Raw genomic sequence first — 21091 nt, 5'->3', positions numbered from 1 at the left:
GCGGAAGCTGTGGGTTACTTCGAGTCGCCGGGTAAGCGAATCAGGAACTCGGTCCGGCCCGGTACTGAAGTAACCTGGACCTTGCCACCATGCGCCTCGACAATGGCTTTGACAATGGGCAGACCGAGCCCACTGGTGCCGTCGGTGCCAGAACGGGCAGCGTCGGCACGGGCGAATCTGGAAAAGATTTCGGGTAGGAAATCGGCGTCAATCCCCGCACCATTGTCGGTGACCGTGACAATCGCGCTGCCGTCGGCGGATCGGCTCAGTCCAGCGACAACCTCGGTGCCGGGGTCCGTGTGCTTGCGGGCATTTGACAACAAATTCATGAGCACCCGATGCAACTGGCTCTCATCCCCTTGCACCAGCACCGGTTCATCGGGAACTTTGATCTCCCAGTGGTGCACCGCATCATTATTCGCCGCGACATCGCTGATTTGCATATCGCTGACCGTCTCGATCAGCAATTGGGTCAGATCTACCTCGGCCATTTCTACTTCGCGAGACTCATCGTAGCGGGCCAGCAATAGCAGATCGTCGACCAGCCCTGACATTCGGGCGGCCTGCGAACGGACTCGCTGCAAGGACTCTTGTCCGGCTTCGCTGAGCTGTTCGGTGCGCGCCACCAATTCGGAATAGCCCTGGATTGAGGTCAATGGTGTGCGCAGTTCGTGGCTGGCGTCGGCAACGAACTGGCGTACTTTGAGTTCGCTGAGATGCCGTGCGGCTAAGGCGCCGGCTACGTTATCCAGCATCCGATTGAGCGCGTACCCTACCCGACCCACTTCGGTCTCGTTATCGCTGGGATCAACCCGATCCACCAGCGCCACCTGACCGGCGTCAAGCGGCATACTGGCCACCCCGTTCGCCACCGCCGAAACGTGCTCAAGTGGTCTCAGACTTCGCCGAATCAACAGGGTGCCGATGACGCCGCTGAGCGCCAGAGTGCACAGCGCGACAAAGATCAAGATAACGCGCAGCGAGGACAGGGTGTTATTGCGGGCAGTCAGCGGCAGGCCCGCGATCACCGTGCTGCCATCAGCTGCTTTGATCGCCAATAGGCGGTATTCTCCCATTGACATTGTGTAGTTCGCTGCCGCAGCCCCCGGAGTAAGGGCTTTGAGTATTGGCACATCGGCCTCGTCGAAGCTATGTTGTGCTCTGCTTACCGGGTCTACCCAACCGCCTTTGGCGTCCAAACTGCCATTGATGATGCGGGCGCTCAGAATCCCCTCCCCTTGCCCTGGGGCGTCCAAGGGATTGGGCGGGCTACCGTTGGGATTCTGCGGTGGTCTCATTTTGATGAAATTAGCCGCACCAAAAGCAGAGCGTTGCAACTGATCATCTAATTGACTGGTCAGATAGGAATCCATCGAAAAATAGCTAGCGAATCCCATTCCGGTGCCCAGCGAGGCGAGCAGTAGCAGCGAACCAAGGATGAGCTTGGTCCGCAACCTGAGTCGTTTGAAGCGGCGAGGCCGCCGGGGCGTTGGAGTCGCACCGGAGAGAGAATTCACGTGGCCGCTTTGAGCACATAACCGGCACCACGCACGGTGTGAATGAGCGGCGGCAGATCGGCATCGATCTTTTTGCGCAGATACGAGATGTAAAGTTCGACAATATTAGCGTGTCCGCCGAAATCTGATTTCCAGACCTGGTCGAGAATCTGATTCTTGCTGACCACGGTGCGGGCGTTCTCCATCAGATAGCGCAACAATTCGAATTGGGTGGTAGTCAGGCTAATGTCTCGACCGGCGCGATGCACCTCGCGGGTGTCTTCATTGAGCACTAGGTCCCCGACCACCAGCTCAGCGCCACCAACATCAGCAATACCAGAGCGACTAATCAGTCGGTAAAGCCGCAGCACCAGCTCCTCCATGCTGAACGGTTTGGTGACGTAATCATCGCCGCCGAGCGCCAGGCCTTGGACCCGGTCGGCTACTGCGTCCTTCGCGGTCAGGAAGACCGCTAAAACGCCGGGCTGGAACTCCCGCACTCGCTTGAGCACCTCTAAGCCGTCAAAGACCGGCATCATAATATCGAGCACCATAATGTCGGGCCGGAACTCTTTAGCTGCCGCCACTGCACTGGGGCCGTCAGTCGCGGTCCGCACCGTCCAGCCAGCCATTCGCAGGCCAATATTGATCAGATCCAGCAGATTAGGTTCGTCATCGACGACTAAGGCGCGGATCGGAGAGCCGTCAGGGTGCGATAAATTCCGAAAGCGCTCAAGGAACGCATCGTTGTCAGTTTCTGATCTCATGCCATCAGTCTCCTTCGCCCGATTACGCCCAAGTTAATTCTGAGCTGTGCGCACGCTGTGCCCAAGTCTGCCCGCTAATCACAGAATAGCGAGAAATTGCACACAGCTAGGACTTATCAGTGCTGTTGATGCTGAAGATACGAAGAATCAGTGACTCGAACAAAGGAAAACGCCATGTCGACAACACCAGAATTCCCTCAATCGGACAGTAACAATACCAATCCCACTCAAGTACTGCCGAGTGCCGTGCCCGGGACCGACCCGGCAGACACCAGCGCGGCCTGGGGCACGCCCAGTACTCGCAGCTCGAAAGGGTGGACGCTCAAGCGCGGACTCGCCGCGGCTGGTATCGCTGTCCTAGTGGCCGGCGGAGGCGGCGCCGCGGTCTATGCGGCGACCGCTGCATCGAATAGTAGCCAAGCGCAGGGCGGCCCCGGCGGTCAGGGGATGGGCGGCGGCCCCGGCGGACAAGGCATGGGCGGGCAGGGCATGGGCGGTGCGATGTCCGCCGGGCTGGGAAATTCAATTCGAGGCGAATACGTGGTTGAGCAAAACGGTAGCTACCTGACAAAGCTCTCGCAGACCGGCGAGGTGACAGCGGTCAGCTCCACCTCCATCACTGTGAAGAGCGCGGATGGCGTGAGCCAGAGCTACCAAGTCAGCGATTCAACAACCGTGGGAACCCTCTCCTCAGCTCAGCAGGGCGGACCTCCAGCAGCTGCGCAGGGCTCGGCTAATCAGAGTGGGAGCGCCCAAAACAGTGGAAACTCAGGTAACTCAGGTACTAGCAGCGGGTCGATTGCCGATATTGCCACCGGCGATAGCGTGAGAATCATTGCGCTCAAAGAATCCTCCGGCAATAGCGCCGAAAGCATTAGCAAGGTAAGCAATTAGCAAGTTTCGTTGGGAAATCTCGACGGCGGTGGGGCGAATCGATCCTCGGTTCGCCCCATCGCCGCTGCTTTTGCCGCAAAGCGGTGGACCGAACGCCCGGACAGGAGCATGATCGAAACCGTCAAGCTGGAAGCCGAGTTACCGGACTAGTGTCAGTTAGTCGGTGGCCTGACACTTTGCCATAGCGTGCTCGGCAGTCCCTTTCAGAACCGAGTGATGGATCTAATCGAGTCAGTGGACACTATGCTTCTCGGAGCGGTCACCTACCAGCAGATCAAACGATGTCTGAGCAGTCGTGCGGGGTTTTTAGACAGAGGTGGCCTGCGCCTGGCCGTGTGGTTGTGTTTTGGGTGTTAAAGTGTGTTGCCCCCAGGTTTGGCGTCGTTGCTTTTTTCTGGGGGCTTCACGTAAGGGTTGTCCGGCGGTGTCCTACTCTCCCACACCCTTCCGAGTGCAGTACCATGGGCGCTGTGGGGCTTAGCTTCCGGGTTCGGTATGGGTCCGGGCGTTTCTCCCACGCTATGGCCGCCGTAACTCTTTTTCCGCCACATCACCTGGGGTTTTCCAGGGTGTGGGGAAGTCTTTGTGTTACGTGTGTTGCGTGTATGTAGTTATATGGTTCCCGGTGTCAACGTAGCCGCCGTGTGTGGTGGGTTTGTTGGTTGGGGACCGTAGAGTGGACGCGTGCATGCAGGTGTTTTTACCAGATCATGGTGTGAATATTCTTTTGAAGGATAATATTCACTGATGTTGGTGTGTGTTGTAGGTTATCGGCCTATTAGTACCGGTCAGCTTCACGAGTCGTTAGTCCTCGCTTCCACATCCGGCCTATCAACCCAGTGGTCTAGCTGGGGGCCTCTCACACAAAAATGTGTATGGAAATCTCATCTCGAAGTGGGCTTCCCGCTTAGATGCTTTCAGCGGTTATCCCTTCCGAACGTAGCTAACCAGCGGTGCACCTGGCGGTACAACTGGCATACCAGAGGTTCGTCCGTCCCGGTCCTCTCGTACTAAGGACAGCTCTTCTCAAATTTCCTGCGCGCGCAGCGGATAGGGACCGAACTGTCTCACGACGTTCTAAACCCAGCTCGCGTACCGCTTTAATGGGCGAACAGCCCAACCCTTGGGACCTACTCCAGCCCCAGGATGCGACGAGCCGACATCGAGGTGCCAAACCATGCCGTCGATATGGACTCTTGGGCAAGATCAGCCTGTTATCCCCGAGGTACCTTTTATCCGTTGAGCGACGGCCATTCCACAATGTGCCGCCGGATCACTAGTCCCGACTTTCGTCCCTGCTCGAGATGTCTCTCTCACAGTCAAGCTCCCTTGTGCACTTACACTCGAAACCTGATTGCCAACCAGGCTGAGGGAACCTTTGGGCGCCTCCGTTACTTTTTAGGAGGCAACCGCCCCAGTTAAACTACCCATCAGGCACTGTCCCTGACCCGGATTACGGGCCGAAGTTAGGAATCCCAAGTGATCAGAGTGGTATTTCAACGATGACTCCACCATAACTGGCGTCATGGCTTCAAAGTCTCCCACCTATCCTACACAAACCACTTAGAACACCAATACCAAACTATAGTAAAGGTCTCGGGGTCTTTCCGTCCTGCTGCGCGTAACGAGCATCTTTACTCGTACTGCAATTTCGCCGAGTTTATGGTTGAGACAGCGGGGAAGTCGTTACTCCATTCGTGCAGGTCGGAACTTACCCGACAAGGAATTTCGCTACCTTAGGATGGTTATAGTTACCACCGCCGTTTACTGGGGCTTAAATTCTCAGCTTCGCTCCGAAGAGCTAACCGGTCCTCTTAACCTTCCAGCACCGGGCAGGAGTCAGTCCGTATACATCGTCTTGCGACTTCGCACGGACCTGTGTTTTTAGTAAACAGTCGCTTCCCCCTGGTCTCTGCGGCCCTTACCCGCTCCGAGGAGCAAAGTCCTCATCACAGTCCGGGCCCCCCTTCTCCCGAAGTTACGGGGGCATTTTGCCGAGTTCCTTAACCATAATTCTCTCGATCGCCTTAGTATTCTCTACCTGATCACCTGTGTCGGTTTGGGGTACGGGCGGCTAAAACCTCGCGTCGATGCTTTTCTTGGCAGCATAGGATCACCGAATTCCCCCCTACGGGGGTCCCATCACGTCTCAGCCACATGTTTCCCGGATTTGCCTAGGAAACGGCCTACCTGCTTAGACCGGGACAACCATCGCCCGGCTCGGCTACCTTCCTGCGTCACACCTGTTAATACGCTAACCGCACCAGATCAAAGAACACCACGCTCCCCCGAAACCAAACACCCCGAAGGGTGTAACAGGCCCGGGCTCGGGCAATGAACATCACTGGATTAGCTTGGGCGGTTTTTCGCCGGTACGGGAATATCAACCCGTTGTCCATCGACTACGCCTGTCGGCCTCGCCTTAGGTCCCGACTTACCCAGGGCAGATTAGCTTGACCCTGGAACCCTTGATCATTCGGCGGACGGGTTTCTCACCCGTCATTCGCTACTCATGCCTGCATTCTCACTCGTGTAGGCTCCACCGCTGGTTTACACCGCGACTTCACTGCCCACACGACGCTCCCCTACCCATCCATACGGCTGAACCACGAAGGCTTACCACTAATATGAATGCCACAACTTCGGCGGTGTACTTGAGCCCCGCTACATTGTCGGCGCGGAATCACTTGACCAGTGAGCTATTACGCACTCTTTCAAGGGTGGCTGCTTCTAAGCCAACCTCCTGGTTGTCTGAGCAATCCCACATCCTTTCCCACTTAGCACACGCTTAGGGGCCTTAGTTGGTGGTCTGGGCTGTTTCCCTCTCGACTATGAAGCTTATCCCCCACAGTCTCACTGCTACGCTCTCACTTACCGGCATTCGGAGTTTGGCTGACGTCAGTAACCTTGTAGGGCCCATTAGCCATCCAGTAGCTCTACCTCCAGTAAGAAACACGTAACGCTGCACCTAAATGCATTTCGGGGAGAACCAGCTATCACGGAGTTTGATTGGCCTTTCACCCCTACCCACAGCTCATCCCCTCCATTTTCAACTGAAGTGGGTTCGGTCCTCCACGACGTCTTACCGTCGCTTCAACCTGGCCATGGGTAGATCACTCCGCTTCGGGTCTAGACCCAGCGACTCAAACGCCCTATTCAGACTCGCTTTCGCTACGGCTGCCCCACACGGGTTAACCTCGCCACTGAGCACTAACTCGCAGGCTCATTCTTCAAAAGGCACGCCATCACTAGAACAAGCTAGCTCTGACGGATTGTAAGCACATGGTTTCAGGTACTATTTCACTCCCCTCCCGGGGTACTTTTCACCTTTCCCTCACGGTACTAGTCCGCTATCGGTCATTAGGAAGTATTTAGGCTTATCAGGTGGTCCTGACAGATTCACACGGGATTTCTCGGGCCCCGTGCTACTTGGGAAACACACATAGAGCGGTGCAAAATATTTCAGTTACGGGACTCCCACCCTCTCTGGCCGACCATTCAAAGCCGTTCACCTATACCTGCACACTCACCCCCCTGGCCCGGTAGAACCAGGACAATGCGTCCCACAACCCCGTACCTGCAACCCCTACCGGGTATCACACAGACACGGTTTAGCCTGATCCGCGTTCGCTCGCCACTACTAACGGAATCACTATTGTTTTCTCTTCCTGTGGGTACTGAGATGTTTCACTTCCCCACGTTCCCCCCACACAGCCTATGTGTTCAGCTGCGGGTCACTACCCATAACAGGCAGCGGGGTTTCCCCATTCGGACATCCTCGGATCAAAGTTCGGTTATCAACTCCCCGAGGCTTATCGCAGATTCCTACGTCCTTCTTCGGCTCCTAATGCCAAGGCATCCACCATGCGCCCTTAAAAACTTACAAACACAAAAACCAGAACACACACCCCAAACACTCAGGCAACCAACCACCCCACAAAAGGAATGATCAACCACCATCAACGTGCGGCGAAGGGGCATGCTTCTATAAGATGCTCGCGTCCACTATACAGTTCTCAAACAACAACCCCACCCCCCACAACACACCACCAACAACCCCACCAGCCCCAGCAAAAACCAGAACCAAAGGATCATCACTAGTGATCAGTGACAAGGGGAGGAACACTAAAACAACAAACCCCTCAAACCCCACACCCACACCCAAAGGCACAAGCACAAGAATCTGAAAGGCCCTGTTGCTTCAGAACCCCAATAGTGTGTTTCATCCAACCCCGCCCAGCAACAACCAGACCCTCTTTCCACGCCCATCCCGAAGAACAAGCAGTACTCAAAAACCCAGCCATCACATCAATGACAGAATTCACATCATTCGCTCACACAAACAACATGTTGTTGATATTCCACCCATGAGCACCCACCGAGAAACAATCGTTCTCGCAATGGGCTAACTCCTCACACCCACACCCGAATCCATGCGGAAACGAACTGGATGATCGGTGCTCCTTAGAAAGGAGGTGATCCAGCCGCACCTTCCGGTACGGCTACCTTGTTACGACTTAGTCCCAATCGCCAATCCCACCTTCGACGGCTCCCTCCCAAAAGGGTTAGGCCACCGGCTTCGGGTGTTACCAACTTTCGTGACTTGACGGGCGGTGTGTACAAGGCCCGGGAACGTATTCACCGCAGCGTTGCTGATCTGCGATTACTAGCGACTCCAACTTCATGGGGTCGAGTTGCAGACCCCAATCCGAACTGAGACCGGCTTTTTGGGATTAGCTCCACCTCACAGTATCGCAACCCTTTGTACCGGCCATTGTAGCATGCGTGAAGCCCAAGACATAAGGGGCATGATGATTTGACGTCATCCCCACCTTCCTCCGAGTTGACCCCGGCAGTCTCCTATGAGTCCCCACCATAACGTGCTGGCAACATAGAACGAGGGTTGCGCTCGTTGCGGGACTTAACCCAACATCTCACGACACGAGCTGACGACAACCATGCACCACCTGTCAACCAGCCACAAGTGGGGGACCCATCTCTGAGTCTTACTAGTTGATGTCAAGCCTTGGTAAGGTTCTTCGCGTTGCATCGAATTAATCCGCATGCTCCGCCGCTTGTGCGGGCCCCCGTCAATTCCTTTGAGTTTTAGCCTTGCGGCCGTACTCCCCAGGCGGGGCACTTAATGCGTTAGCTACGGCGCGGAGAACGTGGAATGTCCCCCACACCTAGTGCCCAACGTTTACGGCATGGACTACCAGGGTATCTAATCCTGTTCGCTCCCCATGCTTTCGCTCCTCAGCGTCAGTTAATGCCCAGAGACCTGCCTTCGCCATCGGTGTTCCTCCTGATATCTGCGCATTCCACCGCTACACCAGGAATTCCAGTCTCCCCTACATCACTCTAGTCTGCCCGTACCCACCGCAGATCCGGAGTTGAGCCCCGGACTTTCACGACAGACGCGACAAACCGCCTACGAGCTCTTTACGCCCAATAATTCCGGATAACGCTTGCACCCTACGTATTACCGCGGCTGCTGGCACGTAGTTAGCCGGTGCTTCTTCTGCAAGTACCCTCAACACCACAAAAATGATGCCTTGTTCCCTACTGAAAGAGGTTTACAACCCGAAGGCCGTCATCCCTCACGCGGCGTCGCTGCATCAGGCTTTCGCCCATTGTGCAATATTCCCCACTGCTGCCTCCCGTAGGAGTCTGGGCCGTGTCTCAGTCCCAGTGTGGCCGGTCACCCTCTCAGGCCGGCTACCCGTCGTCGCCTCGGTAGGCCATTACCCCACCGACAAGCTGATAGGCCGCGAGTCCATCCAAAACCAAAAAATCTTTCCACCCACACACCATGCGGTGAAAGGTCATATCCAGTATTAGACCCAGTTTCCCAGGCTTATCCCGAAGTCAAGGGCAGGTTACTCACGTGTTACTCACCCGTTCGCCACTAATCCACGGTGCAAGCACCGCTTCATCGTTCGACTTGCATGTGTTAAGCACGCCGCCAGCGTTCATCCTGAGCCAGGATCAAACTCTCCGTAAAATTCATTACAAAAAATGATTCCCAGCATCAACCCACCAACACCACACAGGGGCGCAGCATCAGCGAGCAAATACCAAAAACAAAAAACATTGGTATCAACAAAAAACAAAACACACTATTGAGTTCTCAAACAACAGGCGCATTCAAGTAATTCTCTAAATACTTTTGAAAGCAATTTAATTACTTTCTTTTCTTTAGTTTTCCTTGCTGCGTTGTTACTAGCTTATTTCATTCATTTCTTTCTTGTCAAATCCGCGCCATCTTCTAGAAATCTAAACACAGCGGCGAATTCATCAAAAATTCATGAATGACCCCACAAAAAATTGAAGCTTTTCTGCTTTTAGCCGTAATGGCACAGACAGAATCGCAACTCTAATTAGTAGGGGTTTGGCCCCCGCTCCGGCAGCTTACCCGGCCATGTTCCAGACCGTCGTAATCTTGCCCCTCAGCGGGCGACTCAGAAAACATTACACGGCACTTCGCGCTCGTGCAAATCGTCATCGATCAGCGCTGAAAAACCGCTTTAAAGCCCGACGGCGACCACCCGCAAATCATTGCGGGGGCCGCCGTCGGCAGCTAGAAATCAAGCAAGTCGAGCCTGAACGCTGGTTAGCTGTCTTGGACTTCAACCATTGCCATAGTGCGCTTCCCGCGGCGCAATAAGAGGTAACGCCCGTGCAGTAGCTCGGTGGTCTCGATCACACTTTCCAGATCTGCCACTTTGCGGTTATTGACGTAGGCACCACCCTCGGTCACAGTTCGACGCGCGGCGGAATTACTTTCTGAGAGGCCAGCGGCCACCAATAGCTCTACGATGCCTAGCCCATCAGCTGACACGGTGGCTCGCGGCAACTCGGCGGTGGCCGCACTCAGGGTGGCCTCGTCGAGTTCCGAAAGTTCACCATTACCGAAGATCGCCGCCGAAGCGGCAATCACCTTTTGGGTGGCGTCGACTCCGTGCACTAACGAGTTCACGTCCCAGGCCAAGGCTTTCTGAGCGGCACGTTCGTGCGGCCGCTCAGCAGTGGCCAATTCCAGCTCGGCGATCTCGGCCCGCGAGCGGAAGGTGAAAATCTTCAATCGCTCAACGACATCCGCATCCGCAGTGTTCAACCAGAATTGGTAGAACTCATAAGGGCTGGTCATCTCCGGGTTGAGCCAAATGGCGTTCCCCTCGCTCTTACCAAACTTGGTACCGTCTGAATTTGTGATCAGCGGCGTACCAATAGCGTGCACCGATTTGCCCTCGGCCTTGCGAATAAGTTCAGTTCCGGAGGTGAGGTTACCCCACTGGTCCGAACCACCCGACTGCAGGGTACAACCGTATTGCCGGTTGAGCTCGAGGAAGTCGAGTCCCTGCAAGATCTGGTAGCTGAACTCCGCGTAGGAAATACCTTCATCGGAATTCAGCCGTGAGGCGACAATGTCCTTTTTGATCATGGTGCCAACCCGGTAGTGCTTCCCGATCTCGCGGAGGAAATCGATGGCACTCAGCGGCGCCGTCCAATCCAGATTATTGACCATCCGGGCGGCGTTATCGCCCTCGAAAGAAAGGAAGGGCTGCACCTGGGCCTGGATATCGGCCACCCACTCGGCCACCTGCTCCTTGGTTTGCATGGATCGCTCAGTGGTCGGACGTGGATCACCGATCAAGCCGGTAGAGCCGCCGACCAAGGCCAGTGGCTTATGGCCGGCTAACTGCAAACGACGCATGAGTAACAGTTGGACCAGGTGTCCTAGATGCAAGCTGGGCGCCGTCGGGTCAAAACCGCAATAGTACGTCACCGTCTCTTCGCTCAAGGCTTTTTCCAGCTCGCCTTGATCGGTTGATACCTGGATCAGGCCACGCCAGAGCAGTTCCTGCCAGACATTGGCAAAGCTCACATCATTCTGCTGGGCCTGTTGATTATCGATATCTATTGCGTTTGACACAGCTCAACGGTAGCAGCATTACGGCTTGAAATGGCAGCTCACACCCCGGCCACTGGCTGACCCTAGGCCTCGATACCGGCCGGCAAATCCGTACTGCTGATCAACCGTAAACGCTGCGTGGGTCGGGTCATTGACACATACAGGTCACCAACCCGGCTGGTTTTCACCAGCTCGGCAGGTTCAATGATCACCACGCCGTCGAACTCCAAGCCTTTCGCATCGTGCGGGTCGATCACCACGATGTCCTGCTCAAGCGAGCCAGCGCCGTGGCCAACTCGCCCCGGGAAGTCTTCCCGTAACCCCGCAGTGATCTCGGCAAGCCGAGCCGGTGCGGCTATCACCGCAAGCAAGCCGCCATCGACAGCTGAGAGTTCGTCGGGCAGCACCCGGCGCAGGGTGCCTAAGGTCTCGGTTGGCTCGGCGACCCGATCGATAATCGGCGACCAACGACCCTCCCGAACCGCTTTCGGTGCCGAAACCACCTGACCCGCAGCGTTTGCCATCCGGGCTGCGGCGTCGGCGATCTGGGCTGGAGTTCGGTAATTGACGCTGAGTTCCTCAAGCCGCCAACGATCACCGAAGTGCGGGCTCAGGGCCTGCTGCCACGAGCTTGCGCCAGCGGCTGCCGAGGTCTGCGCAATATCTCCCACAATGGTGAAGGACTTGATCGGACAACGACGTACCAAGAGCCGCCATTGCATTGCCGAGAGTTCCTGAGCTTCATCGATCACCACATGGCCGAACGCCCAGGTTCGATCAGAAAGCGCGCGTTCCGCGGTGCTGAACTCCTCCTCTTGGACGGCATTATGGGCTGCCAGCTCCTCGGCGCTGAGTACACCGTCAACGCCGGAGTCTTCAAGCGATTGCTGCACGTTTTGCAAGGTACGTTCCGCATTAGCCAGATCCCGACGCCGATCCGCCTCGCGGGCAGCGGCTTCCCGGCCCCCGCTCGGATCGGACTCACCGAGCAATTCGGCTGCTTCATCGAGCAACGGCACGTCGGCTTCGGTCCACGGCGAGTCGACCTGGCGGAATAGCAGCTCTCGCTCGGCATCAGTGAGTTCAGGGGCAGCGGCCGCCAATAACACCGGCTTAGCGAAGAGCTCGCTGACCAGTTTTTCCGGACTCATCGGCATCCAAGCTAAGTTCAGGGCAACCCGGACATCTCGTGAGGAGCGCACGTCTTCAGCGAGGTAGCTACGATCCGCGTTATTACCGATCGAAGCGGACTCGACCTTTTCGGTGAGCTGTTCGGTTAGCTCACGGAGCAGAATCTTCACAAACGTCAGCCGCGCCTCATTATGCGGCTTCCCGGTGGCACGTGCCTTATCCCTGGCCCGGCGGACCTGCTTCGGCGTCAGGATAATTTTCTGACCCTCAATATCGAGTACCCGATCCTCTGCCGGAATCCGTTGTCGGTTAGCTACCGCTTTGGAGATGACCTGCGCCATCAGCGACCGCCCCTTAATTTCGGCCACCCGAGGGTCCTCTTCAAGCACCGCGTTAATACCAGGCATTAACCGACCAAGGCTCGCCATGACCACTCCGGTCTCACCGAGTGAAGGCAGCACTCTTTCGATATAGGTCATAAAAGAGGAGGACGGACCAACCAACAAAACCCCCGCTGAGCGGAGTCGATCTCGATGCGTGTAAAGCAAGTACGCTGCCCGGTGCAGGGCCACCGCAGTCTTGCCGGTGCCGGGACCACCCTGAACCACCATTGCTCCGGGCAATTCCGATCTAATAATCCGGTCCTGCTCGGCCTGAATGGTGCCGACAATATCGCTCATCTTGCCGGTGCGCTTGGAGTTCAGCGCTGCCAATAAGGCCCCTTCGCCCTGCAACGATTCGCCTTCGGTCAGCAGGCTGGGGTCAAGCACATCGTCCTCGATGGCTTTCACCTCTCGGCGCTGCAAGATCAAGTGCCTACGACGTCGCACCCCTTGCCGCTCGAAGGCGGTGGCTTGATAGAAGGTGCCAGCCTCCGGGGCTCGCCAATCAACCATCAACTGCCGCAGATCCTCGGTGGAGAGACCAATTCTGCCAATATAGCGTTGTTCGCCTTGGTCCAAATCCAGGCGCCCGAAAACCAAGCGATCATCTACCGCGTTAAGTTGCGCCAGCCGGTCCTCGTAGAGCGTGGCAAAGGCATCGCGTTCCGAACGGTTCTGGTGGGAACCCATCGCCGTGGTTCGTCGCACCTCAGCGAGCTGCTCGACTTTCTCAGCGCGTAGTTCATCAAGCCGGGCGTAGAGTCCCGCGACGTATTCCCGCTCGTGGTCCAGCTCTTCGTGGCCTGTTCCGGGGTTGTGATGCGTTGATTCGGCCTCAAGCATTGGGCCATCCTTTCAGCCAGCAGACCGTCAATTCTACACCCTGCGGCTTAGCTCAACCGAAGCAAAGATCTGACCCGATGACCGGCCAGCGCCGCACGACCATGTAACTGAACAAGTTCTAAAACCACTCCATAGCCAACCACTTCTACCCGGGCATCCGCAAAAAGCTTTGAGGCGGCGGCGAGAGTGCCGCCGGTGGCGAGCACATCGTCAAGGATCAGCACCCGGCTGCCCTCCGGTAATTCGTCGCGGTGCAGTTCAAGTGCTGCGCTGCCGTACTCGAGTTGATACTCCTCGTGGTAGACAGCTCGTGGCAGTTTGCCGGCCTTGCGCACCGTGATCACTCCGGTTCCGCTGGCGTAACCAGCAGCGGCCGCGAGCAAGAAGCCACGCGCTTCAACCCCGGCCACCGCATCGAACTGGCCGGCAAATGGTTCGATCAGCGCATCGACCACTTGCCGAAGAGCAGCCCCGTCGGCAAAGACCGGGGTCAGATCACGGAAAGTAACACCGGGTTCTGGATAATCCGGGACTACCGCGCATAGTCGTTGTAAAAGGTCCTCGAGCGATTCGGCCACGTTATAAATGTCCTAACCAGGAAATACCCAAATTTATTAGTGGTATCGCTGCCAAGCCCAGATTAAAGCTAGCTGCTGCGAGTACCGCTGCAGCTAACGCACTGTATCGGCTGCGGGCTTTGAAGGGGCCAATGGAAAACCCTAAGGAAATGCCAAAAAGTAATAGCTCAAGGGGGTAGAAGAAGAATCTCCATAGCCCAAACTCCGATGGGTCTTTAAGTAAAGTGGTGTAAACCAGTGCGGTTTGCACCACTGATAAGGCAAAGCCGGCAATGCCGAACCAGAGGGCGAGAAAGGCACTGCGACGTAACCTGGCGAGCTGTTCGAGGCCCAAGGCCTGTTCATTCGCGGTCTGACCGTGTATCGCCTGACCAGGTTGAGCAACGTTGGCCGGATGCCAGGGCGGCGGAGCGGTCATTAGAGGCCTCCCAATGACAAAATCAGGTGACCAAGCTGGGAAGTCAAGAAGCCAGCAACGATCACACCACCCAGGCCTAAGCCTGCCGCTGCGGCACGTTTCGGCAACCGCTTTTGCAGCAGCCCGATAACGCTCAGTAAGACGGCCACTGCGGCAATAACTAATTTCAGCCAATCCGTCACTCTGGTGACGACATAGACGGCTTGGATGGGAAGATCTAGCTGCCGTTGCAGTACGAACCAGTAGGGGCTTAACACCGCCATTAGAAGCACCAGGGCGGCGGCCAGAATTGCCGCAATGAGCCCGGTCACTCCCCAGCCGTTGCGCCCCGGCAACCCTGCCCCCGTTTGCAGTTGATTTGTACCGTATTGATAAGGCAGCTGGGTCATGTGTCCCCCTTCCATACGCCCTTAATTGCACCGTCCAAATAGCCGCGTAACCCGCAACTCAACGCCACCAAGCCTAGTCATTTCCGCTGGGCTACGCTACCGTGATGGGCAAGTGGCTGATTAGCTATTAGCACGTTGAAAGGAAAACAAATGAAAACATTGAAGAAGCTGGCTTCTTTGGGTGCCGGTGTTTCACTTTTGGGTCTGGCACTCTTTGCCAGCGGCCCCGCACAAGCCGCAGTGGTCTGCGGCTCTGAACCGCTTTCGACCTCGCAGTCCGCCGAGGCCACCCCGATGTGCGGAGCAACCGATCCCTCACATTCACAGTGGGTCTGCCCGGCTCGGGATTCCTCGATCAAGGTCTGGGTCAGCACCCCGCGCTGCCCCTAGTCATTCATTAATGACTCACGATGGTGCCTCGGATGTCTTCTTCCGAGGCACCATTAATTTAAGATTTTTCCTGCCCATAACGGCTATTTGACAAGGCGTTCAGGCGCTTCCACTTATTTCGCTGTTATTTCGCTTTAATTTTCCCTTTGAGCGGTTTGCCTGGGCGATATTGGCTAACGCTGGGCTCCTCCGGCAGCCAGAAGCGCCAGGGGTAATCGGAACTGCCACCGAGCCCGGAAACTCCGACGCGTGGGCCCGAAACACTCGGTAGGGTTTTCTGAGAAAACTGAAACTCAATGGGGGCTCCGGGAAGATCCGAAATTTCAGCCCCATTATTACCGAGGTTGAGTCCGAGCGCTTTGGTTAAACTGCCGGGACCACGAGCTAGCTGATTATTGGAAACATTTCCTCTTCGCGCCTTCGCCAGCTCGATGCCCTCCAGCACTTTGCCGGCGCGCAGTAGCACGGCTGAAGCCTCACCCAGTGGACCGCAGACAATGTTGATGCAGTGATGAACTCCGTAGGAAAGATATACATAAAGGTGAGCGGGTTCACCAAACATGATTTTGCTGCGCGGGGTGATACCCCTAAAGGAATGTGAGCCAGGGTCAGGGGACGCCGAATCATGCGGTCCCAGATAAGCCTCCACCTCGGTCAGCATAATTGCCACTGCACCTGCTTCGGTATCCACCCGAAGCATGCCCCCTAGTAAGCGAGGGGCCACGGTCAAGGCATCCGGCAGAAATCCTTGCCGGAAATCCTGCTGCTCTAAACTCACTCGTTCGCTCCTTTTGGCCATCACCGACCTCGTCTCATGGCCGTTCATCTGCAGCCAATTATGCAGGACCCGTCGCAGTCACGTCGATTTCTTGGTGTTACCAAGCGGTATGCTGGATTGGTGAATTATCCCTATCCACTCGGCATTATATTGTCCGCGATTTTGTTAGCCGTGCTCGCAGTTATTTTTGCGCTATTTCATCGTTGGACATCTCTTACTTTGGCGCTGCTGGGAATAGCTTTTTTTATTCAAAGTTTCATCGCTACCCGGCGGATGTATCACAAAATGGCTGAATCAGCATGAAATTTTTTTGGATCGCCTCCTTATATACGCTATGCATTGCTGCTCTTGGCGTGGCTGGCTTTCATGTGTATGCCTCGGTGGTTACCGGTAAGTTTCACTTTCTGATCTTTGCTGGCCAAATGCTGCTCTCGGCTGCCAGCATTTTCTGGTTCACCCGGCGCTTGCAACGAAATACCTGTGTCCCAGGAATAAGCAAATCAACGCCAGCCGGTCCCAATCGAGGATAGACGCTCTCCGTTGCTTCGTTGCTTCGGTGCTTAGAGATGAGTCATCTGCGTTCGGCGAGGCTCCGTACTCGACGTGGAGCATCAGCGTCGACCCTCACGGTCAGGCGTTTGCTGGCTGTTGCTGGGTGGCGCAGTGGATCCCACCACCGCCCGCCGCGACCGGGTCAATGTTGAGCTGGACAATCTCCCAGCCGGGGAACAATTTGGTCAGCGTTTGGCGGGCAAAGGCGTCGGCCTGCGGATCACCGAATTCCGGTGAGATGACCGCACCATTACAAACATAAAAATTGATGTAGCCGGCGGCAAAATCGTCGCTTTCGTAGTCCGGGCGAACCGTTTCCGGACCGGGGATGACATGTAGTTCGAGCATCCGCCCAGCCGCGTCGGTGGCCTTTTCCAGAATCTCCAGATGCCTGCGCGTCACCTGGTAGTCAAAGCTCTTTGGATCGTCATCTCGGCTGGCCACCACCACCCCGGGACCGGCAAACCGGGCGTAAAAGTCGGTGTGCCCATCGGTGATGTCTCGGCCAACAATGCCCGGAAGCCAAATGACTTTGCGAATGCCTAGCAGCTTCTCCAGTTCAGCCTCAACATCCGCCTTCGACCAACCGGGGTTGCGATTCTTATTGAGCACGCAGCTTTCAGTGATGATCGCGGTGCCTTCACCATCAACTTCCAAGGCGCCGCCTTCCAAGACCAGCTCGGTGCTCAGAGCACTTGTATTCGCGGCAGAAACGACCGCCTTAGCCACCAAAGCATCCCGCTGATGTTTTTGTTTGTTTCCCCAACCATTGAAGTTGAAATCTACCCCGGCGAGGATTCCACACCCCCCCGCACAAACGTCGGGCCGGTATCGCGGATCCACAAGTCATTTGCTGACTGCTCAATCAATTCAACGTTCTTCAGCTGCGGTGCGCTACTTCCCTTCGACGCCACTAAAGCCTTGACCGGTTCGTAGCGAGCGATGGTTTCGGCAATGTTTTCAAGAGTTCGACGAGCAGCGGCGCCCAGTTTTCCACCCCAGATCGCATCATCGACTTGGAGGGACATCCAGGTCGCCGAGTGTTTCACCCCCTCCTCGGGCATCAGCCAGCGCACCGGTTGATCTGACTCGCTCACGCTGGAATTCGAGGATTCACTAGCACATCCCATGAGGGCGACTCCCATCGCGGTCAACCCGGTACCGACCAAGACATCTCGGCGAGTTATCCGCATATTCGATTGCTCCTACCAGCTTGTCTTGGCTTTGCCACGGTTAGGAAGCCCGACGGCAGCACCGTCGGCTAATTACCTAACGAGGCGACGGCGGCACCAATCAAGGTATCTCCGGAAATCAGTTCCAGCACTTGTCCGCCGTCAGCTCCGCTGCTCAGCAATTCAGCCACCACTGCTGCCACGTCCGCTCGCGGCACTTCGCCCCGCGGAGTGGAAGCCGCTAGCAACACCCGCCCGGTGGCGTCCTGATCGGTCAATCGCCCGGGGCGCAGAATTGTCCAGGCGAGCTGAGTCCGGGCGCGCAAGTCTTCCTCGGCAGCTAGTTTGGCGACTAAATAAGCGTGAAATTCCTCGTCCATTCCCTCGGGTTTCACACCGTCCCGCACCGTCTCGACACCCATCGAAGAAATCTGCACATAACGCCGCACCCCAGCCGCTTCAGCCGCCTCCGCGAGCCGCACCGCACCAGCCCGATCCACCGTGTCTTTTCGAGCAGCGCCGCTGTTGGGCCCGGCTCCAGCGGCGAATACTGCCGCATCAGCTCCGCTGAGCACCGAACCGAGCCGTTCAGTGGAAACATTCTCCAAATCAAGCAGCACAGGCTCAATACCGCGTTCCAACAAATCCGCTTGCTGCTCTGGTTTCCTGATCAGGCCCTGCGGCTGATGCCCAGCTTGAGCCAGGAGCTCGCCCAGAAAAAGCGCTATTTGACCGTGTCCACCAGCAATCACTATTCGCATTTCACCATCCTTTCACAGCGGTCAAGGGCAGCACGGTGATGTCCGATTTCCGCTAGTTTTGCTCCCGCTCTACTGCCACAATGAGTTTATGGATTTCGAGCAGAGATTTCGGGCGATCGACGCCCGGGACACCCGCTTTGACGGGCAGTTCTTCACAGCGGTGCGAACCACCGGCATCTATTGTCGTCCGTCCTGCCCGGCGCGCACCCCGCATCGGGAGAATGTCACCTTTTATGCCACCAGCGCTGCTGCTCACGAGGCTGGCTATCGAGCCTGCAAGCGCTGCCTGCCCGAGGCCACCCCGGGCACCCCGGAATGGAACTTGCGTTCCGATGTGGCAGCCCGGGCGATGCGGCTGATCATCGATGGTGAGATGAACGCGGAACGCGGCGGCGTCGATCAGCTCGCCAAGCAGCTGGGTTATTCGAGTCGACAGCTAGGCCGGATTTTGCGGGCTGAGCTGGGTGCCGGTCCGCTTTCCTTGGCGAGGGCGGCCCGGGCGCAGACGGCTCGCACGCTGCTTATTTCTACCGAGATGAAATTTGCCGATATTGCCTTTGCCTCCGGCTTTTCCTCGATCAGGCAGTTCAACGAAACCATTCAGCAGATCTTCGACTCAAGCCCCGGTCAGTTGCGTACCGCCGGGCTGAAGAGGCATCCCCAGAATTCCGTAACCGTCGGACCGGGCACCACCCTGGAGTTGCGGTTGCCGCTACGGCCACCTTACGACGCCGGAATTTTCAGTTTTCTGGCCGCACGTGCCATCGACGGTGTGGAGTTAGCCAGCTCGGAGAGCTATTCACGAACGCTGGCACTCAAACACGGCAAGGCGAGCATCGAGGTCCGGTTGCCTGAGCTTTCCGTGGGACTGAATTCGGTGGAACGCGCCTGGGCGACCGATCACCTGCGGTTAAAGGCGCATCTGGATAATCTCAAGGATCTGCCGACTCTCTTGGCTAGGGTGCGCCGGGTTTTCGACCTCGACGCCGACCCGCTCGCCATCGACCACCAACTCAGCCGCTCCGAGGCACTGAGCGCCCGTGTCGCCAGCATCCCGGGAATCCGGTTACCGGGTGCTGTCGATCCGGCTGAAATGCTGCTCCGGGCGATGGTTGGTCAGCAGATCACCGTGGTAGCGGCCCGCGGCCAGTTACATCGGCTGGCTACTCTGGGCGCCCCCTTCGAGGATGCCAGCGGGCAACTGCAACGAGTCTTCCCAACACCTCAACAGCTGGTCGAGGGCAGCATTGGCTTATTGAGAGGCCCCGCTCGACGAATCGAATCGATCCACAACGCGATGCGCCAATTAGCCGAAGGCCTCCACTTAGGCCTCGATGACGATCTCGATTCGCTGCGCGCCAAGTTGCTACCGTTGCCCGGGATTGGCCCCTGGACGGTCAATTACGTCGCGATGCGTTTCCTCGCCGCAACAGATATTCATCTGGACGGCGATGTTGCGGTACGCAAAGGACTCGGCCTGCTGAACCTCGAAGCCAACGAAACCGATGCCCTTAGTCCGTGGCGCTCCTATGCAACCCTTCATTTTTGGCGCACTGCCGCCGAAAGCAGCGCGAAAACTTCTAGCCAAGGAAAACCATGAGCAATTCAACAGCAGCAGTGGCCTCCCTCTTCACTCTGAGCACCCCTGATGGCCCGTTCACCGTAATCGCCCGTCCGGATGCCGTCGTGCTGGCCTCCGGCTGGACCGATCAGGCGAGTGAGCTGACCGGCCAAATTCATCGGGACCTATTGCCGAAGACAATTAAGGAATCTACGCCGCTGAAGAGCATCGAGGAGGCGGTAACCGCCTTCTACTCGGGTGAGCTGACCGCTATTGACCAGGTTGAGGTGCTACAACACTCCGGGCCGTTCAGAACTCACGCCTGGCAGACGCTGAGGAGTATCAGAGCTGGCCAGCCGGTGACTTACAGCGAGTACGCCAACTTAGCCGGAAATCCTCGGGCAGTGCGCGCGGCGGCAAGCGCCTGCGCCTTCAACGCCGCCGCTCTCTTCGTGCCCTGCCATCGAGTACTCAGATTGGACGGCAGCCTCGGCGGTTTCCGCTGGGGCCTCAAGATCAAACGAAGCCTGCTGGATAGAGAGTCGCCCAACTCGCTACTCGCGAGTAACTTAGCCTAGACTGGGGGCATGCGAATGCTCCAAGCCAAGGCGTCAATGGTTCGCCGTGCGCTCAATATCTGGCCTCCTTTACGCGGGGCCGGCATCACGGTCAAGGAAATCAGCGCCGATTATGACTACGCCCGGGTGCAGATGCGCGCGCTGCCGTGGAATAAGAATGTGGTCGGTGTGCATTTTGGCGGTTCGCTGTTTGCGATGACCGATCCGTTCTGGATGTTGCTCGTGATGAAGCATCTTGGAAAGGATCATGTGGTCTGGGATAAAGCAGCCGAGATCGACTTCCGCAAGCCGGGGCGTGGCACCGTGAGCGTCGAGTTTCGGCTCGACCCAGAACGTGTTCGCCAACTCCGGGCAGCTGCCTCCGACGGCGGAAAGGTGCTGGAGTGGTTCAGCGCCGATATTCTCGACGCTGACGGAGAGGTGGTTGCCACCGTGCGCAAACAGCTCTACCTGCGCAAGAAAGCATAGGACACCTGACTAAAACT

18 protein-coding genes and 3 rRNA genes are annotated in these 21091 nt (G+C 56.8%); 7 read left to right on the top strand and 14 right to left on the bottom strand.

Annotated features, from left to right (window positions below):
* Nucleotides 1–14 precede the first annotated feature (14 nt).
* Nucleotides 15–1517 (bottom strand): sensor histidine kinase, encoded by a 1503-nt coding sequence (locus UM93_RS02225; protein WP_045073398.1) that lies wholly within the window; start codon nt 1515–1517, stop codon nt 15–17.
* Nucleotides 1514–2263 carry a response regulator transcription factor gene (locus UM93_RS02220; RefSeq protein WP_045073397.1) on the bottom strand — a complete coding sequence of 250 codons (750 nt, stop codon included), beginning with the start codon at nt 2261–2263 and terminating at the stop codon, nt 1514–1516. Before UM93_RS02220 ends, UM93_RS02225 begins: the two co-directional genes overlap by 4 nt.
* A gap of 174 nt (nt 2264–2437) precedes the next feature.
* Between UM93_RS02220 and UM93_RS16970 the strand changes: the two genes are divergently transcribed.
* Complete coding sequence (locus UM93_RS16970; RefSeq protein WP_052663530.1) at nt 2438–3157, top strand: hypothetical protein; 720 nt, start codon at nt 2438–2440, stop codon at nt 3155–3157.
* A 9-nt stretch (nt 3158–3166) separates the two neighbouring features.
* Nucleotides 3167–3307 carry a hypothetical protein gene (locus UM93_RS17615; protein ID WP_157874072.1) on the top strand — a complete coding sequence of 47 codons (141 nt, stop codon included), beginning with the start codon at nt 3167–3169 and terminating at the stop codon, nt 3305–3307.
* A gap of 266 nt (nt 3308–3573) precedes the next feature.
* Here the strand turns inward: UM93_RS17615 and rrf are convergent.
* From rrf to UM93_RS02170, 8 genes are all read right to left on the bottom strand, one after another.
* Nucleotides 3574–3690 (bottom strand): 5S ribosomal RNA (gene rrf / locus UM93_RS02210).
* Nucleotides 3691–3915: 225 nt separating this feature from the next.
* A 23S ribosomal RNA gene (locus UM93_RS02205) occupies nt 3916–7043 on the bottom strand.
* Between the two features lie 582 nt (nt 7044–7625).
* Nucleotides 7626–9161 (bottom strand): 16S ribosomal RNA (locus UM93_RS02195).
* The 16S, 23S and 5S rRNA genes sit together here, the layout of an rRNA operon.
* Nucleotides 9162–9770: 609 nt before the next feature.
* Nucleotides 9771–11093: a tyrosine--tRNA ligase gene (gene tyrS / locus UM93_RS02190; protein ID WP_324606743.1), complete on the bottom strand. Its 1323-nt coding sequence runs from the start codon at nt 11091–11093 to the stop codon at nt 9771–9773.
* Between the two features lie 62 nt (nt 11094–11155).
* Nucleotides 11156–13429 carry a HelD family protein gene (locus UM93_RS02185; RefSeq protein ID WP_045073395.1) on the bottom strand — a complete coding sequence of 758 codons (2274 nt, stop codon included), beginning with the start codon at nt 13427–13429 and terminating at the stop codon, nt 11156–11158.
* 47 nt (nt 13430–13476) lie between these two features.
* On the bottom strand, nt 13477–14007 hold the full coding sequence (locus UM93_RS02180) for an adenine phosphoribosyltransferase (protein WP_045073394.1): 531 nt from the start codon (nt 14005–14007) through the stop codon (nt 13477–13479).
* A 1-nt stretch (nt 14008) separates the two neighbouring features.
* Nucleotides 14009–14425 carry a hypothetical protein gene (locus tag UM93_RS02175; RefSeq protein ID WP_045073392.1) on the bottom strand — a complete coding sequence of 139 codons (417 nt, stop codon included), beginning with the start codon at nt 14423–14425 and terminating at the stop codon, nt 14009–14011.
* Entirely contained in the window at nt 14425–14814 is a 390-nt protein-coding gene (locus tag UM93_RS02170) for a hypothetical protein (protein ID WP_045073391.1), read from the bottom strand. Before UM93_RS02170 ends, UM93_RS02175 begins: the two co-directional genes overlap by 1 nt.
* Nucleotides 14815–14964: 150 nt before the next feature.
* On the opposite strand from UM93_RS02170, the gene UM93_RS02165 reads away from it, so the two are divergent.
* Nucleotides 14965–15204: a hypothetical protein gene (locus tag UM93_RS02165; RefSeq protein ID WP_045073389.1), complete on the top strand. Its 240-nt coding sequence runs from the start codon at nt 14965–14967 to the stop codon at nt 15202–15204.
* Nucleotides 15205–15328: 124 nt separating this feature from the next.
* Here UM93_RS02165 and UM93_RS02160 read toward each other — a convergent pair whose 3' ends face one another.
* Nucleotides 15329–15982: a DNA-3-methyladenine glycosylase gene (locus UM93_RS02160; RefSeq protein ID WP_045073387.1), complete on the bottom strand. Its 654-nt coding sequence runs from the start codon at nt 15980–15982 to the stop codon at nt 15329–15331.
* A 36-nt stretch (nt 15983–16018) separates the two neighbouring features.
* Here UM93_RS02160 and UM93_RS17795 point away from each other — a divergent pair, with 36 nt between their 5' ends.
* Nucleotides 16019–16285 carry a hypothetical protein gene (locus tag UM93_RS17795; RefSeq protein WP_162183371.1) on the top strand — a complete coding sequence of 89 codons (267 nt, stop codon included), beginning with the start codon at nt 16019–16021 and terminating at the stop codon, nt 16283–16285.
* 327 nt (nt 16286–16612) lie between these two features.
* On the opposite strand, the gene UM93_RS02150 is transcribed toward UM93_RS17795, so the two are convergent.
* From UM93_RS02150 to UM93_RS02145, 3 genes are all read right to left on the bottom strand, one after another.
* Nucleotides 16613–17377: an agmatine deiminase family protein gene (locus tag UM93_RS02150; RefSeq protein ID WP_199921801.1), complete on the bottom strand. Its 765-nt coding sequence runs from the start codon at nt 17375–17377 to the stop codon at nt 16613–16615.
* Entirely contained in the window at nt 17317–17631 is a 315-nt protein-coding gene (locus UM93_RS18020; RefSeq protein WP_199921800.1) for an agmatine deiminase family protein, read from the bottom strand. Before UM93_RS18020 ends, UM93_RS02150 begins: the two co-directional genes overlap by 61 nt.
* A 164-nt stretch (nt 17632–17795) precedes the next feature.
* Nucleotides 17796–18467, bottom strand: a complete 672-nt coding sequence (locus UM93_RS02145) for an SDR family oxidoreductase (RefSeq protein WP_045073384.1) — start codon at nt 18465–18467, stop codon at nt 17796–17798.
* Nucleotides 18468–18555: 88 nt separating this feature from the next.
* On the opposite strand from UM93_RS02145, the gene UM93_RS02140 reads away from it, so the two are divergent.
* The 3 genes from UM93_RS02140 to UM93_RS02130 are packed head-to-tail and all read left to right on the top strand — an operon-like array spanning nt 18556 to nt 21074.
* Nucleotides 18556–20067 carry a DNA-3-methyladenine glycosylase 2 family protein gene (locus UM93_RS02140; RefSeq protein WP_045073383.1) on the top strand — a complete coding sequence of 504 codons (1512 nt, stop codon included), beginning with the start codon at nt 18556–18558 and terminating at the stop codon, nt 20065–20067.
* The gene (locus UM93_RS02135; protein WP_045073382.1) at nt 20064–20606 is read left to right on the top strand and encodes a methylated-DNA--[protein]-cysteine S-methyltransferase; all 543 of its coding nucleotides are present in this window, start codon (nt 20064–20066) and stop codon (nt 20604–20606) included. Before UM93_RS02140 ends, UM93_RS02135 begins: the two co-directional genes overlap by 4 nt.
* Nucleotides 20607–20615: 9 nt before the next feature.
* Entirely contained in the window at nt 20616–21074 is a 459-nt protein-coding gene (locus UM93_RS02130; RefSeq protein WP_199921799.1) for a DUF4442 domain-containing protein, read from the top strand.
* The last annotated feature ends 17 nt before the right edge of the window (nt 21075–21091 follow it).

It is taken from the genome of Psychromicrobium lacuslunae (assembly GCF_000950575.1).
In the GTDB taxonomy this organism is placed as follows: Bacteria; Actinomycetota; Actinomycetes; order Actinomycetales; family Micrococcaceae; genus Renibacterium; species Renibacterium lacuslunae.
This window is presented reverse-complemented; position numbering and strand designations above follow the sequence as displayed.